Raw genomic sequence first — 15,246 nt, 5'->3', positions numbered from 1 at the left:
GATGTCAGGGCAGTCACGAAGCAGGCACGGACAGACATGGAAAGCGCGCTTTTTCAGGCCTCCATCTATCTCGCGGCAGCGGTGATCGCCGTGCCGATCGCAACGCGCCTGGGGCTCGGCTCGGTGCTGGGCTACCTGCTGGCGGGGATCATCATCGGACCGGGCCTGCACCTCGTCTCGCACACCGACGACCTGCGCCATTTCGCCGAGTTCGGCGTGGTCATGATGCTTTTCATCATAGGGCTCGAGCTCGAGCCGCGCGCGCTCTGGGACATGCGGCACCGGCTGATCGGGCTCGGCGGGCTGCAGATCCTGCTGACCATGGCGGCGATCACGGCGGTGGTCATGGGGCTTGGCACGGCCTGGACCACCGCCCTCGCAGCGGGCATGGTCTTTGCCCTGTCGTCCACCGCCATCGTGCTGCAGACGCTCTCGGAAAAAGGGCTGATGCAGACCGCCGGCGGGCGCTCTGCCTTTTCCGTGCTGCTGACACAGGACATCGCGGTGATCCCGATGCTGATCCTGTTGCCGCTGCTTGGCGCGCCCGTGGCGGCCTCGCTCGGCGCCGACGGCGCGATCCAGCTGCCCGAGGGCGATCATGGCGCGCATGGCATGTCGTTGGTCGCCGGCCTGCCCGGCTGGGCCGTGGCGCTTGTGACCCTCGGCGCGGTGGCGCTGATCATCCTCGCGGGCATCTATGGCGCGCGGCCGCTCTTCCGGCACATCAATGCGTCGCACCTGCCCGAGATGTTCACCGCCGTGGCACTGCTGATCGTGGTCGGCATCGCCTTCCTCATGGGGCAGGTCGGCCTCTCGCCGGCGCTCGGCACCTTCCTTGCCGGCGTGGTGCTGGCGAACTCGGAATTCCGTCACCAGCTGGAAAGCGATATCGAGCCCTTCAAGGGGCTGCTTCTGGGGCTCTTCTTCATCACCGTGGGCGCGGGGCTGAGCTTCGCCGACTTCCTGCGCGAACCCTTCGTGCTGCTGGGCATCACGTTGGGGCTGATCCTCGTCAAGGGTGCAATCCTCTACGTGCTGGGCGGGCTCTTCCACCTGCGCGGGCGCGACCGCATGCTCTTCACCCTGTCGCTGGCGCAGGCAGGCGAGTTCGGTTTCGTGCTGATCTCCTTTGCGCTGCAACAGAGCGTGATGACCGAGGCCTTCGGCCAGCGCCTGCTGATGGTGGTGGCGCTGTCGATGCTAATCACCCCGGCGCTCTTTATCCTCTATGACAAGCTCTCGGCCAAGCTCGAGGACAAGTCAGACAGCCGCCCGGATGACAGGATCGACCGCGAGGGGCCGATCATCCTCGCCGGGATCGGGCGCTTCGGGCAGATCGTCAACCGGCTGGTGCAAAGTTCGGGCTACAAGACGGTCGTGATCGATCACGACATGCAGACCATCGAGCTGATGCGGCAATTCGGTGTCAAGGGTTTCTTCGGCGACCCCACCCGCCCCGAGCTGCTGCACGCGGCGGGCATCTCCAAGGCCAAGGTTCTGGTGGCCGCGCTCGACGATCCCAAGGCCACCACCAAGCTCGTACGCTTCGCCAAGCGCATCCGGCCCGAGATCTTCATCATCGCCCGCGCCCGCGACCGCACCCATGTCTACGAGCTCTACCAGGCTGGGGCGGACAAGATCGTGCGCGAGATGTTCGACAGCTCGCTGCGCGCCGGGCGCTACGTGCTCGAGCAGGTGGGGCTGACCGAATACGAGGCCGCCATCGCCGAGGAAACCTTCTATCACCACGACCGCGAGACCATGCGCGAGCTGGCCACGCTCTGGGAGCCAGGCACACCGCCATCGCAGAACCCGGCCTACGTGCGGCGCGCGCGCGAGCTCGAGAAGGATCTCGAAACGGCGCTGTTCAGCGCGCTCGAGGCCGAGCGGCACGACGCGGCCTGACCTGGCCAAAAGGTATTCCACGGCATACAGATATCGGAAATTCCCCTTCCCTCACAGGTGATTAGCTGAAATTTGAGGCACATCGCCGCGTGCGACACGGTGCTCGCGGGATTGTCATTGCCTGCAGGCATTTCGCGGATGCTGCAACTGCAGCATTGGGCTATTCGGGCCGCGCCGGAGGTGGACCAAGACCCGCGCACGCGGCGCCGGCCACGTCCCGCCCTTCGGTATCTCAGATGCGAATAGCCTCGACATGCCCCAATCCTCCAAGCCCCCCCAGATCGTCATCGTCGGTGCCGGCACCGCCGGCCTGAACCTCGCCACCCGCCTCAGCCGACGCCTCGGCCAGGCCGGCAAGGCCGAGATCACCCTCGTCGACGAGAACCTCTCGCACATGTGGAAGCCGTCGCTGCACGAGTTCGCCGCAGGGACCAAGGGGTTCGACGAGGAGATCAGCCTGCTCGAGCATTCCCACCGAAACGAGTACAACTTCCGCCTCGGCCGGTTCACCGGCATCGACCGCGAGAAGCGGCTTGTGGAGCTGCAGGCGGTGAACGACCCCAGCAACCGCCCACTCGCCCCCAAGCGCGCCCTGCCCTATGACATCCTCGTGCTCGCCATCGGCAGCCGCTCAAACGACTTCCGCACGCCGGGCGTCGCTGAGAACTGCATGATGCTTGACACACCGGCGCAGGCCAAGCGCCTGCAGGCCGAGCTGCTGAACCTCTTCCTGCGCTTCCAGACCGGCGCGCTCGGCACAGCCGAGAAGCTCGAGCTGACCATCATCGGCGCGGGGGCAACCGGCGTCGAGCTGGCCGCCGAACTGCGCGAGGCCGCCGGGCAGTTTGCCCGCAACGGCATCCACAAGGTGCGCCGCCCCGACGCGGTGACCATCCGCCTGATCGAGGCGGCACCGCGCGTGCTGAGCGCCCTGCCCGAGACCATCTCGGCCAAGGTCGCCCGCCACCTGCGCGAGTTGCACATCGACGTGATGACCGGCGCCCGGGTGGCCCGGATCGAGCCCGGCTCGGTGGCGCTCGCCGACGGCACCACGCTCAGCTCCAACCTGACCGTCTGGGCAGCGGGGGTGCGCGCGCCCGAGGTGATCGGACAACTCGACGGATTCGAGACCGGCAGCCTCGGCCGTCTCAAGGTGCGCCCCACCCTGCAGACCTTCGCTGACGAGAGCATTTACGCGCTCGGCGATTGCGCCGATTGCGCCTGGCCCGCAAAGGAGACCTCGCTGCCGCCACGTGCCCAGGTTGCCACCCAGCAGGCCGAGTTCATGGAGCGCCAGATCGTCGCGCAGGTCGCCGGCAAGCCGCTCAGGGACTTCTCCTACGCCGACCACGGCTCGCTGGTGGCGATCAGCAACGAGGGCGCAGTGGGCTCTCTGATGGGCAAGGCGATCGGCACGATCACCATCGAGGGCTGGCTGGCGCGGCGCGCCTACCGTTCGCTGCATTTCCTGCACCGCAAGTCGGTGCTGGGCCCCTGGCGCGCCACCATGGGCTCCCTGCTCGGCGGCGCCTCGAGCCGCATTCGCCCCAAGCTGAAGCTGCACTGAGCAAGCCCGGACAGCGCCAATGAAAAAGGGCTGTCCCCGCGGGGACAGCCCTTTCCTATTCGTCGGGAAGGAGGCGCGCTCAGGCGGCACGCAGGCCGAGAACCTCGTCCACCTGGCGGGCTGCAGCCACTTCGTCGCCGCCCGAGACGGCGGCCACTTCGCGGGTCAGGCGCTCGAGCGCGGCTTCGTAAAGCTGACGCTCGGAGTAGCTCTGCTCGCGCTGGTCATCGGCACGGTGCAGGTCGCGCACCACTTCGGCAATCGCGATCAGGTCACCCGAGTTGATCTTCTGTTCGTATTCCTGCGCACGGCGGGACCACATGGCGCGCTTGACCTTGGCCTTGCCCTTGAGCGTCTTCATCGCCTGGCTCACGACATCCGGCGAGGACAGCGAGCGCATGCCGATCTCGGTCGCCTTGTGGGTCGGGACCCGCAGCGTCATCTTGTCCTTCTCAAAGGAGATCACGAAAAGCTCCAGCTTGAGGCCGGCGATTTCCTGCTCCTCGATCGACATGATCTGACCCACGCCATGGGCCGGGTAGACCACGTAGTCATTCGGGCGGAATTCGTTCTTCTTGGTCTTGGTCATCCAACAGCGTCCTTAGCAGCGAAACTTGCGCACACGCGACACGAAGACGGACGGGATGCTAGGAGGTGCATTCCGTTCGTCTGGTTTTACGCGAAAAGCTTAACCCCCGGGGTGCAGATCGGCCCGGTCAAGTGTGCATGGTTTCAACATGAGTGGCGCAGAACATAGCACAAAATGAACGTCTTTCCTAGGAGCGCCCGCCCTGGAAAGAAGTTGTTTTATCACAATGCGTTACGGGCGCGAACACGCCCCTGTGAGCGGCTCTCGGCGCGGCAGGCACGAATCGCGCCCCGCGCCGAGCGGAATTTGGCCCCTCTCAGTCGCCCTCGCCGGGTGCTTCCGAGAAGTACTTGGTCATCTTGTCCGCTTCGCCGTCGCGCTCTTCGGCTTCCGGCAGCGGGTCTTTCTTGGTGATGATCACCGGCCAGAGTTCCGCGTACTTGCGGTTGAACTCGACCCATTTCTCCATGTCCGGTTCAGTGTCCGGGCGGATCGCGTCAGCCGGGCACTCCGGCTCGCAGACGCCGCAGTCGATGCATTCGTCGGGATGGATCACCAGCGTGTTCTCGCCCTCGTAGAAACAGTCCACCGGGCAGACTTCCACGCAATCGGTGTATTTGCAGGCGATACAATTTTCGGTGACGACGTAGGTCATTGCTGTCTCTCAAAGGCTGATAGGCGCTTAGCTAGACCAGCAAACGCGATCATTCAAGCGCCCGGCCGCGATCAAGATCGAGTTTCCTGCGGTCGCGCTTGGTGGGACGAGAATTGCCTTCGAGGCGCTGGACCGGCGGAACGTCATCCTCGGATCTGGGCTGCGGAGGATCAAGATCCTCGTAGAGCTGCTGCGCCTCGGGCGCCGGGCCGCGGCGCTCGCCGAGCGCCACGACCTTGATCACGCGCACCTGACGCGCCTGGCTGAAGGTCAGAACGTCCCCCGGCCCCACGTTGAAGGCCGGCTTCGACACGTTGAGCCCGTTGACCCGGACCCCAGCGGAGACCGCCTTGGCCGACAGGCCCCGCGTCTTGAAGAAGCGGGCCTGCCAGAGCCATTTGTCGATACGGAGCTTCAGAGCCGGATCAGCCACGCGCGGTGCGCCTCAGGACTTGCCCTTGTTGAAGCCCATGAGCGCCGCCGCGAAGGGGTTGTCCGGATCGATCCGGTCCTTCTTCTCGGGGCGCGACTCGAAGGTCTTGGGCCCTTTCGGAGCGCCCTTCGGTCCACCTTTGGGGCCGCCCTTGCCGCGGGGCTTGCCGCCGGCCTTGGGGCCGCCCTTGCCGCGCGCCTGGCGACCGCCTTCGCGGCCTCCGTGACCACCCTCGCGAGTGCCCTCACGGGCATCGTCGCGGCCACCCTGACGGCCGCCGCGTGCGCCGCGGTTGCCACCCCATGTGAAGGTGTAGAACACCTCGGTCTCGGGACCGGCCAGCGCCGCGTCCGGGGCATCGCCCGGCAGCAGCTCGGTTTCCGAGGCCTCGGGAATGTGGTCGTCGACGTCCACCGCCGCCGGCGTCTCGGCGATCGGTGCCACGCCCTCGTCGTCGATCGACTCGCTACCGGCAACAAGATCGGCGGCCTCGGGCGCTTCGGCCGGATCGGCCATCGCGGCGGGGGTCGCCTCTTCTTCCTGCGCGGCGTCGAAGACCGGCGTATCCTCGCCCGGGACGCCCGAAGGATCGGATGTCTCGGTCACCACCTTGTCGGCCGCGCGCACCTTGGTGCGCTCGCCCTTTTCGGCGCGGTATCCGAGGCCCTGCATCAGGTCCGAGAACTGTTCGAGCGTCATGCCGGTGATCGACAGCATGTCGGCCTTGGCCTCGAAGCCACCGCGGCTGTCCTCGCTCCGCAGCATGTCGGCGAGACGCTCGAGCATGTCGATGCGGATCGCGCGCTCACCGGCGGGGCGGTAGCCCGACAGGGTGTAATGCGCCATCGGCACTTCGCGCATGTTGGGCACGGTCACCAGACCCGGCGGCGGCGCCTCGGGGAAGCTGTCGAGATCGTTGGCCAGCGACCACAGCACCAGACGCAGGCGCGTCGGTGCGGGCTTGAGCAGCAGCGGCATGAAGATCGTATACTGACCGAAGCGCACGCCGTGCTTGCGCAGCGCGCCGCGGGCGTCCTGATCGAGCTGCTTCACCTCGTCGGCCACCTGGCCGCGCGGGATGACGCCCATCGATTCGACCAGACGGAAGGCGAAGCCGCGGGCGAGCCCGGTCAGCGCCTCGTCGTTCTGCATGTTCACCAGCGGCTCGAAGAGCGCGGCGATCTTGCGATCAATGAAATGCTGCAGGCGGCGTTCGACCTTCTGCGCCACATCCGCACCGGCCTCGTCATCGACGAAGACCGCGACGCGCGGCTTAAGAGCGTCGTCACCCTTGACCAGCTTGCCCACGGCCTGGTCGCCCCACATGAGGCCACCCTGCTCGGTGAAGTCGATCTCGGTATCGGGCGCGTTATAGAAGCGATCCGCCCGCAGGTGGAAATGCGGCGCGAGCGCCTGCAGCGACGCCGTCTTCAGCGTCTTCGCTTCCTGTCCCGTCGCGCCGGCATCCTGCCGGAAGCGGAACCCTTCGAGCCGACCGACGAATTCGCCTTCGACGGTCACTTCTCCGTTCTCGTTCACCTCGGCCAAGAGGGCCTCCTTCTGCTTCAACCGCCGCATCAGCACTGACGTGCGCCGGTCAACAAATCTTTGCGTAAGACGCGCGTGGAGCGCGTCGGACAGGGCATCTTCTACCGCGCGGGTTGCCTCGCGCCAATGGCTTTCGTCATCGACCCAACCTTTGCGTTGCGCCACGTAAGTCCAAGTGCGGATAAATGCCAGACGTTTCGACAACGCATCAATGTCCCCATCGGTTCGATCTATGCGTTTCACCTGCCGCGCCATGAAGTCTCGCGGGATTTCTCCGCGCTCGTGCAGGTGCTGGTAAATCACCTGCAAAAGCGCCGCGTGTTCATTATGGCTGATCCCGCGGAAATCGGGAATACGGCAGACGTCCCAGAGCAACTTGACCGAAGCGGGATCGGACGCGCGCGCGCGGACCTCCGCCTGCGAGTTGAGCGATTTGAGCGACATCAGGTCGTCGGCTTCGCGCGCCTTGACCAGGCTGGGGTCGTCCGGCGCCTTCTCGAGAGAGGCGATCAGCGCCTCGGGCGAACCGAAATTCAGCTGGGGATTCCGCCAGTTGAGCTTCCTGAGCGGCGTGAAGCTGTGGCTGGTGATCGCCTCGACCCAGTCCTCCGGGATCTGCCCGGCTTCGCCGGTGGTGCCGAAGGTGCCGTCGCGCATGCCCCGCCCCGCGCGGCCGGCGATCTGCGCCAGCTCGTTCGGCTGAAGCTCGCGCATCCGCCGCCCGTCGAACTTCCACAGCGCGGAAAACGCCACGTGATCGACATCGAGGTTGAGCCCCATGCCGATGGCATCGGTGGCCACGAGGTAATCGACATCGCCGTTCTGGTAGAGATCGACCTGCGCGTTGCGGGTGCGCGGGCTGAGCGCGCCCATCACCACCGCCGCCCCGCCCTTGGTGCGTCGCAAGAGCTCGGCGATGGCATAGACGTTGTCCACCGAGAAGCCGACGATGGCGCTGCGCGGCTGCATGCGGCTGATCTTTTTCGAGCCCGAGTACATCAGCTGGCTCATCCGGTCGCGGCGCATGAACTCCACGCCCTTGACCAGCTGCGAGATCGGCCCGCGCATGGTGTCCGCGCCGAGGAACAGCGTCTCGTGAAGGCCGCGCATGCGCAGCAGCCGGTCGGTGAAGACATGGCCGCGCTCGGGGTCGGCGCAGAGCTGGATCTCGTCGATGGCCACGAAGTCGCAGCCCATGCCTTCGGGCATCGCCTCGACGGTGCAGATCCAGTATTGCGCGCGCGGCGGCACGATCCGCTCTTCGCCGGTCACCAGCGCCGCCACCGAGGGGCCGCGGGCGGCCACGACCTTGTCGTAGACCTCGCGCGCCAGAAGCCGCAGCGGCAGGCCGATCATGCCGGTCCTGTGCGCCAGCATCCGTTCGATGGCGTAATGGGTTTTGCCTGTGTTGGTCGGGCCGAGAACGGCCGCGATCCGAGCGCGTTGGGCCATGGGAGGGGGGCCTTGTCTTTCCTCTTCCGTCGTCTGGTCTGTGGCGGATCACCCCGCCGGAGACCAGTTCCGGTACCTCAGAGAGAAACGCCGTTCACCCGCGTTTCGAGCCGTTCGATGGCCTCGGTAACATCGCTATCGAAGGGCCGAAGTTCAACTACCCGGGAATAGGCGCGATAGGCAAGGTCAAGATCGCCGAGTTCCTCGTGGATCGCCCCCACCCCCTGCAACGCACCGAAATGGTTGGGGTTGAGCGCCAGCGTATGCTCCAGCGCATCCATCGCCGGGCCGAGCGAGTCGGTGGCGTAATAGGCCAGCGCCAGCGTGCTCCAGCCCTCGGCGAAGTCCGGCGCATGGTCGGTGAGCGCGGTGAGATGCTCGATGGCGGTCTCGAAGTCGCTCACCTCCAGCGCATCGCGGCCACGCTTGAGCAGCAGGTCCATCGCCGGCGAGCCGGATTTCGACCACTCGTTGAAGAGATCGCGCTCGGCACGGTCGGCGATCTCGGGGCTCGAGGCCGTCGCGAGCTCGGTCAGCAGTTCCTCCGCCCGGTCCGCCACGGCCGCACCGGGTAGGCAAAACGTGATCAGGGCCAGTGCCAGAGCCGTTCTAGATTTGAATTCGCGGATCAGGATGCTCATAGAGGGAAGTGTAGCGCAGAGCTGGCGCTTTGCCAGCACAGGAATTCGCAAGGAGTGCCCGCAACATGAGCGAAACGGTCAAGGCGGCGGTGGCCGCGCTGAACAGCAAGCTGGACGGACGGGGATTCGCCGGCGTCGCCAAGTTCGTCATCGAGGGCAAGGGCAGCCTTGTCGTCGACGAGAACGGCGCGCGGGTCGGCGATGACGCCGCGGACGTGACGCTGACCGCCGACACCGAGACCTTCCGCGCCATCATCGACGGCGAGAAGAACCCCACCACCGCCTTCATGACCGGCAAGCTCAAGGTCGATGGCGACATGGGCGCGGCGATGCGTCTCGCGGGGGTGCTGAGCTGATGCTCGAGCCGGCCCCCTTCCATGCCGCGCTCGCGAATGGCCCCGAGGGGGCCCGCGCCTTCTGGCTTCGCGCCGAGGACGGGCTGCGCCTGCGCATCGCCCATTATCCCGGCCCCGAGGCGGCAGGCGGCACCGTGCTGCTCTTCCCCGGGCGCACCGAATACGTCGAGAAATACGGCCGCGTGGCCCGTGACTTCGCGGCGGAAGGGTTTCACGTGCTGACCATCGACTGGCGCGGGCAGGGGCTGGCGGATCGGATGCTCGAGGACGTGCAGACCGGCCATGTGCACCTGTTCGCCGACTACCAGAAGGACGTGGCCGCTCTTCTCGATGCGGTGGATATGCTCGGCCTGCCCCGCCCGCTGCACCTGCTGGCCCATTCCATGGGCGGCGCCATCGGCCTGCGCGCCCTGAGCCGGGGCCTGCCGGTCGCTGGTGCCGGCTTCACCGCGCCGATGTGGGGCATCCGCATGTTCGGCCCCGTGCGCACGGCCGCCTGGGCGCTGAGCTGGTCCGGCGCGCGCATGGGCATGGGGCATGTCTACGCGCCCTCGACCGGGCCGGGCAGCTACCTCGCGCGCACCGCCTTCGAAGGCAACCTGCTCACCACCGACCGCGACAGCTGGGATTACATGCGGCGGCAGGTCACCGAGGTGCCCGATCTGGCGCTTGGCGGCCCGTCGCTGCGCTGGCTGCACGAGGCACTGGCGGAATGCCGGTCGCTCTCACGCCTGCCGGCGCCCGGGGTACCTTGCCTTGCCTATCTCGGCAGCAACGAGCGCGTGGTCGATCCCGCCCGTGTCCGCGCCCGGATGGCCGACTGGCCCGGCGGGCGGCTCGAGGTGATCCGCGGCGGCGAGCACGAGGTGCTCATGGAGAATGCGGCAACCCGCGCGCGCATCGTAGCGCAACTGGCGGCGCACTTCCGGCAGAGCGCCGAGGCCGCCCGGGCGCAGGCCAGCGCCTGAACTGGCCGCGGCCACCCCGCGCCCTATCCTTCCGCTCCATGGCGGACCCTGTTCTCAGCTTCACCGAGCGCGGCATCTACTGCCCTGCGGCGGACATCTACATCGACCCGTGGCGCCCCGTGCCGCGGGCGCTGATCACCCATGCCCATTCCGACCACGCCCGCCCCGGCCATGGCAGCTACCTCGCCACCCCGCTCACCGCCGCGATGATCCGCCACCGGCTCGGGGTCGAGGTGCAGAATCTGTCCTTTGGCGAGCCGCTGCGCATCGGCAGCGCCACGATCAGCTTCCATCCCGCGGGCCACGTGCCGGGCTCGGCGCAGGTGCGGGTCGAGGTCGGTGGCGAGGTTTGGGTGGTCTCGGGCGATTACAAGCTGGAAGCGGACGGGCTGAGCGAGCCCTTCGAGCCGGTGCGGTGTCATGCGTTCATCACCGAATGCACCTTTGGCCTTCCGGTCTTCCGCTGGCAGGCGCAAGCCGAGATCGCCGCCGAGATCAACGCTTGGTGGCGCGCCAACCGCGACGCCGGGCGCGCCTCGCTTCTGGGTGCCTACAGTCTCGGCAAGGCCCAGCGGCTGATCTCCATGCTCGACCCCGGGATCGGTGAGATCCACACCCACGGTGCGGTCGAGGGCAGCAACGCCGTGCTGCGCGCCGCCGGGGCGTTTGATCGCGAGACGATCCCCGTTACCCCGGATTTCGACCGCAAGGCGCATCCCGCGCCGATGGTCATCGCACCACCCTCGGCGTTCGGCACCTCCTGGGCCCGCAAATTCGGCCCGGCGCAGACCGGTTTCGCCTCGGGGTGGATGCGGCTGCGCGGCGTGCGGCGGCGGCGCGGGGTACAGCGCGGCTTCGTGATCTCGGATCATGCCGACTGGCCCGCGCTGCTGCGGGCGATCAAGGAAACCGGCGCTGAAAAGATATATCCAACACATGGTTACGTGGATATCTTCGCGCAATACCTACGCAGCGAAGGCTACGACGCTACGCCGGTGCCCACAGAGTTCGGCGGAGACGAGGACGCCGCGACGGAAAGTGGAGACGCCGCATGAAGGACTTCGCGCACCTCTTCACAAGGCTCGACCAAACAACGAGAACTTCAGAGAAAGTTGCCGCTCTGACCGAGTTTTTCCGCGAGGCGCCCGAGGCTGATCGTCTCTGGGCGGTGGCGCTCTTTTCGGGGCGCCGTCCGAAGCGGGCGGTGACCGCGACGCTGCTGCGAGAATGGGCGGCGGAACGGGCCGAGATTCCGCTCTGGCTGTTCGAGGAGAGCTATCCGATCGTCGGCGACCTCGCAGAGACCATCGCGCTGATCCTGCCCCCCGCCGCGGCGTCCGAAGACCGCGATCTGAACGATTGGATCGGCGTCGTCAAAGGGCTGGCCGGGATGGAGACCGAGGCGCGCAAGGCGGCGGTGCTCGACGCCTGGGATCGTCTGGATGCGACCGAGCGTTTCCTTTTCAATAAACTGATCACCGGCGGCTTCCGCATCGGCATCAGCCGCAAGCTGATGACCCGCGCGCTGGCCGAGGCGACCGGCGTCGACGAGCCCGCCATGGCGCTGCGCCTGATGGGGAACTGGCAACCCGAGGACAGCAGCTGGGAGCAGCTCACCGCCGAGGAAGACGCGACCGAGGACGAAAGCCGCCCCTACCCGTTCTGCCTTGCCTCGCCGCTCGAGGCCGAGGCCGCGAGTCTGGGTGATCCCGGCGACTGGCTGGCCGAATGGAAGTGGGATGGCATCCGCGGCCAGCTCATCCTGCGCAGCGGGGTACACCACCTCTGGTCGCGCGGCGAAGAGCTGATCACCGACCGCTTCCCCGAATTCGCCCGCACGCCGGACTTCCTTCCGCCGGGCACGGTGCTCGACGGCGAGATCCTCGCGTGGAAGGACGGCGCCCCGCTGCCCTTCGCCCAGCTGCAACCGCGCATCGGGCGCAAGACCGTGCCGAAGAAACTGCTGACCGAGGCGCCGGTGCGGATGCTCGCCTACGACCTGCTCGAACACGAGGGCACCGACATCCGCGCCCTGCCCCTGTCCGAGCGCCGCGCACGGCTCGACGCGATGCTCTCGGGCCTGCCAGAGGATGCCGCCGTGATGCCCTCACCGCTGCTGACAGAAGCGGACTGGCCGGCCCTCGCCTCCCGCCGCGAAAGCGCGCGCGAGCATCGCTCTGAGGGGCTGATGCTGAAGCACCGGGACTCGGCCTATCAGGGCGGGCGCAGGCGCGGTGACTGGTGGAAGTGGAAGCTTGATCCGCTGAGCGTCGATGCGGTGATGATTTACGCCCAGCAGGGCCACGGGCGGCGGGCCAATCTCTTCACCGACTTCACCTTCGCGGTACGCGACGGCAATGGGCTCGTGCCCTTCACCAAGGCCTACTCGGGCCTGACCGACGCCGAGTTCGACGAGATCACCCGCTGGGTCAAACGCAACACCCAGCAGCGCTTCGGACCGGTGCGGCAAGTAACGCCCGAGCTGGTTTTCGAGATCGCCTTCGAGGGCATACAGGAGAGCGCGCGTCACAAGTCCGGCATCGCGCTGCGCTTTCCGCGCATGGCGCGTTGGCGACGCGACAAGCCGGTGGATGAGATCGACACGCTGGAGGGGCTCAAGGCGCTGCTCGGCGCCTATGGTTGAGGCCCGCGATCCGCCGCCCGGCTGCGCATGCAGCCCCTTGACGGGGACGGGTTCAAAAGAAAGAAACATCCATTCATTATAGGGCTGATTTGCAGCCCCCTCGACCCGCCCGGAACAGGGGCCATTGGCCTCGGCGACCGAACACCCACCCAACGAAAGACCCCCGGTTGGAGACAAGAATGAAGTTCCGCTTCCCCATCGTGATCATCGACGAAGACTTCCGCTCCGAGAACAGCTCGGGCCTTGGCATCCGCGCGCTCGCGGAAGCGATCGAAGCCGAGGGGTTCGAAGTGCTGGGCGCCACCAGTTACGGCGACCTGTCGCAATTCGCCCAGCAGCAATCGCGCGCCAGCGCCTTCGTGCTGTCGATCGACGACGAGGAATTCTCTCCCGGCCCCGAGCTCGACCCGGCGGTGCTCAACCTGCGCAACTTCATCGAGGAAGTCCGCTGGAAGAACGACGATGTGCCGATCTACATCTACGGCGAGACCAAGACCTCGCGGCACCTGCCGAACGACATCCTGCGCGAGCTGCACGGCTTCATCCACATGTTCGAGGATACACCGGAGTTCGTGGCTAAGCACATCATCCGCGAGGCCAAGAGCTACCTCGAGGGCATCCAGCCGCCCTTCTTCAAGGCGCTGCTCGACTATGCCGAGGATGGGTCCTACTCGTGGCACTGCCCCGGGCATTCGGGCGGGGTCGCCTTCCTGAAATCGCCCATCGGCCAGATGTACCACCAGTTCTACGGCGAGAACATGCTGCGCGCCGACGTGTGCAACGCGGTCGAGGAACTGGGCCAGCTGCTGGACCACAACGGCGCCATCGGCGAATCCGAACGCAATGCCGCGCGCATCTTCAACGCCGATCACTGCTTCTTCGTGACCAACGGCACCTCGACGTCGAACAAGATGGTCTGGCACCACAGCGTGGCGCCCGGCGACGTGGTCGTGGTGGACCGCAACTGTCACAAGTCGATCCTGCACTCGATCATCATGACCGGGGCGATCCCGGTGTTCCTCAAGCCGACGCGCAACCATTGGGGCATCATCGGCCCGATCCAGCGCAGCGAGTTCGAGATCGAGAGCATCAAGGCGAAGATCCGCAACAACCCGCTGCTCAAGGACGTGGATGCCGACACGGTGCAGCCGCGCATCATGACGCTGACACAGTCGACCTATGATGGGGTTCTCTACAATACCGAAGAGATCAAGGGGCTGCTCGACGGCTACGTCGAGAACCTGCACTTCGACGAAGCCTGGCTGCCCCATGCCGCCTTCCACCCGTTCTACGGCGCCTATCACGCCATGGGCCGCAAACGCGGGCGCACCCGAAAGTCGCTGACCTATGCAACCCAATCGGTGCACAAGCTGCTGGCGGGCATTTCGCAGGCGAGCCACGTGCTTGTGCAGGACAGCGAAGAGACCAAGCTCGACCGGCATCTCTTCAACGAAGCCTACCTGATGCACACCTCAACCAGCCCGCAGTACAGCATCATCGCCAGCTGCGACGTGGCGGCGGCGATGATGGAGCCGCCGGGCGGCACCGCGCTGGTCGAGGAGAGCATCGTCGAGGCGCTGGAATTCCGCCGCGCCATGCGCAAGGTCGACGAGGAATACGGCGCCGACGACTGGTGGTTCCAGGTCTGGGGCCCCGAGGATTTCGACCACAACAGCGACGGCATGGGCCGGACCCGCGACTGGGTGCTGAAGAAGACCGACGCCGAGGGCGTCGAGAGCAGCGGCACCGACAGCTGGCACGGCTTTGGCGACATGGCGCCGGGCTTCAACATGCTCGACCCGATCAAAGCCACGATCATCACCCCGGGCCTCGACCTCGACGGGCGTTTCGACGACTGGGGCATCCCCGCGTCGATCGTGACCAAGTATCTCGCCGAGCACGGTGTGGTGGTGGAAAAGACCGGGCTCTACAGCTTCTTCATCATGTTCACCATCGGCATCACCAAGGGCCGCTGGAACACGCTGCTGACCGCGCTGCAGCAGTTCAAGGACGATTACGCCAAGAACCAGCCGATGTGGCGCTCGATGCCGGAGTTTTGCCAGAAGCACCGCCGGTACGAGCGCATGGGGCTGAAGGACCTATGCCAGCACGTCCACTCGCAATACGCCAAGTACGACGTGGCGCGGCTGTCGACCGAGATCTACCTCAGCGACCTCACCCCCGCGATGAACCCCGGCGAGGCCTTTTCGCACATCGCCCGCCGCACCACGCAGCGCGTGCCGATCGACGAGCTCGAAGGGCGGATCACCACCTCACTGGTCACCCCCTACCCGCCGGGCATCCCGCTGCTCATCCCCGGCGAGGTGTTCAACAAGCGCATCGTCGACTACCTGCGCTTCAACCGCGAGTTCGCGCGGCAGTGCCCCGGCTTCGAGACCGACATCCACGGGCTCGTGCAGAAGGAGATGCCGGACGGCTCGGTGGAGTATTTCGCCGACTGCGTGGCGGAGTGAGCAAGGGTGCACGT

12 protein-coding genes are annotated in these 15,246 nt (G+C 66.5%); 7 read left to right on the top strand and 5 right to left on the bottom strand.

Annotation, left to right across the window (positions count from 1 at the left end; all coding sequences use genetic code 11):
- Nucleotides 1-36: 36 nt before the first annotated feature.
- Nucleotides 37-1,905 carry a monovalent cation:proton antiporter-2 (CPA2) family protein gene (locus CEW88_RS05675; RefSeq protein ID WP_108965082.1) on the top strand — a complete coding sequence of 623 codons (1,869 nt, stop codon included), beginning with the start codon at nucleotides 37-39 and terminating at the stop codon, nucleotides 1,903-1,905.
- A 253-nt stretch (nucleotides 1,906-2,158) separates the two neighbouring features.
- Nucleotides 2,159-3,472 carry an NAD(P)/FAD-dependent oxidoreductase gene (locus tag CEW88_RS05670; RefSeq protein ID WP_108965081.1) on the top strand — a complete coding sequence of 438 codons (1,314 nt, stop codon included), beginning with the start codon at nucleotides 2,159-2,161 and terminating at the stop codon, nucleotides 3,470-3,472.
- Nucleotides 3,473-3,551: 79 nt separating this feature from the next.
- Here the strand turns inward: CEW88_RS05670 and CEW88_RS05665 are convergent, their stop codons facing one another.
- The 5 genes from CEW88_RS05665 to CEW88_RS05645 form a co-directional block, all read right to left on the bottom strand.
- Nucleotides 3,552-4,061, bottom strand: coding sequence for a CarD family transcriptional regulator (locus tag CEW88_RS05665; protein ID WP_066105780.1), 510 nt, complete (start codon nucleotides 4,059-4,061; stop codon nucleotides 3,552-3,554).
- Between the two features lie 316 nt (nucleotides 4,062-4,377).
- Nucleotides 4,378-4,716 carry a ferredoxin FdxA gene (fdxA, locus tag CEW88_RS05660; protein WP_092430094.1) on the bottom strand — a complete coding sequence of 113 codons (339 nt, stop codon included), beginning with the start codon at nucleotides 4,714-4,716 and terminating at the stop codon, nucleotides 4,378-4,380.
- 49 nt (nucleotides 4,717-4,765) lie between these two features.
- Nucleotides 4,766-5,149, bottom strand: coding sequence for an RNA-binding S4 domain-containing protein (locus CEW88_RS05655; protein WP_108965080.1), 384 nt, complete (start codon nucleotides 5,147-5,149; stop codon nucleotides 4,766-4,768).
- A gap of 12 nt (nucleotides 5,150-5,161) precedes the next feature.
- Nucleotides 5,162-8,149, bottom strand: a complete 2,988-nt coding sequence (locus CEW88_RS05650) for a helicase-related protein (protein WP_108965079.1) — start codon at nucleotides 8,147-8,149, stop codon at nucleotides 5,162-5,164.
- Nucleotides 8,150-8,226: 77 nt separating this feature from the next.
- Nucleotides 8,227-8,709, bottom strand: coding sequence for a tetratricopeptide repeat protein (locus CEW88_RS05645; RefSeq protein ID WP_254694447.1), 483 nt, complete (start codon nucleotides 8,707-8,709; stop codon nucleotides 8,227-8,229).
- 146 nt (nucleotides 8,710-8,855) lie between these two features.
- Between CEW88_RS05645 and CEW88_RS05640 the strand changes: the two genes are divergently transcribed.
- The 5 genes from CEW88_RS05640 to CEW88_RS05620 all read left to right on the top strand — a co-directional run bounded on the left by CEW88_RS05640 (nucleotide 8,856) and on the right by CEW88_RS05620 (nucleotide 15,232).
- Nucleotides 8,856-9,146: an SCP2 sterol-binding domain-containing protein gene (locus tag CEW88_RS05640; protein WP_108965077.1), complete on the top strand. Its 291-nt coding sequence runs from the start codon at nucleotides 8,856-8,858 to the stop codon at nucleotides 9,144-9,146.
- The gene (locus CEW88_RS05635) at nucleotides 9,146-10,114 is read left to right on the top strand and encodes an alpha/beta fold hydrolase (protein WP_108965076.1); all 969 of its coding nucleotides are present in this window, start codon (nucleotides 9,146-9,148) and stop codon (nucleotides 10,112-10,114) included. The genes CEW88_RS05640 and CEW88_RS05635 overlap by 1 nt, the downstream gene beginning before the upstream one ends.
- A 38-nt stretch (nucleotides 10,115-10,152) precedes the next feature.
- Nucleotides 10,153-11,169: a ligase-associated DNA damage response exonuclease gene (locus tag CEW88_RS05630; protein WP_108965075.1), complete on the top strand. Its 1,017-nt coding sequence runs from the start codon at nucleotides 10,153-10,155 to the stop codon at nucleotides 11,167-11,169.
- Entirely contained in the window at nucleotides 11,166-12,758 is a 1,593-nt protein-coding gene (locus CEW88_RS05625) for an ATP-dependent DNA ligase (RefSeq protein ID WP_108965074.1), read from the top strand. Before CEW88_RS05630 ends, CEW88_RS05625 begins: the two co-directional genes overlap by 4 nt.
- Before the next feature lie 179 nt (nucleotides 12,759-12,937).
- The gene (locus CEW88_RS05620; protein ID WP_108965073.1) at nucleotides 12,938-15,232 is read left to right on the top strand and encodes an arginine/lysine/ornithine decarboxylase; all 2,295 of its coding nucleotides are present in this window, start codon (nucleotides 12,938-12,940) and stop codon (nucleotides 15,230-15,232) included.
- The last annotated feature ends 14 nt before the right edge of the window (nucleotides 15,233-15,246 follow it).

It is taken from the genome of Alloyangia pacifica, from assembly GCF_003111685.1.
Lineage (GTDB): Bacteria > Pseudomonadota > Alphaproteobacteria > Rhodobacterales > Rhodobacteraceae > Salipiger > Salipiger pacificus_A.
The sequence above is the reverse complement of the archived record's forward strand: the minus strand, read 5'-3'. Positions and strand labels throughout refer to the sequence as shown.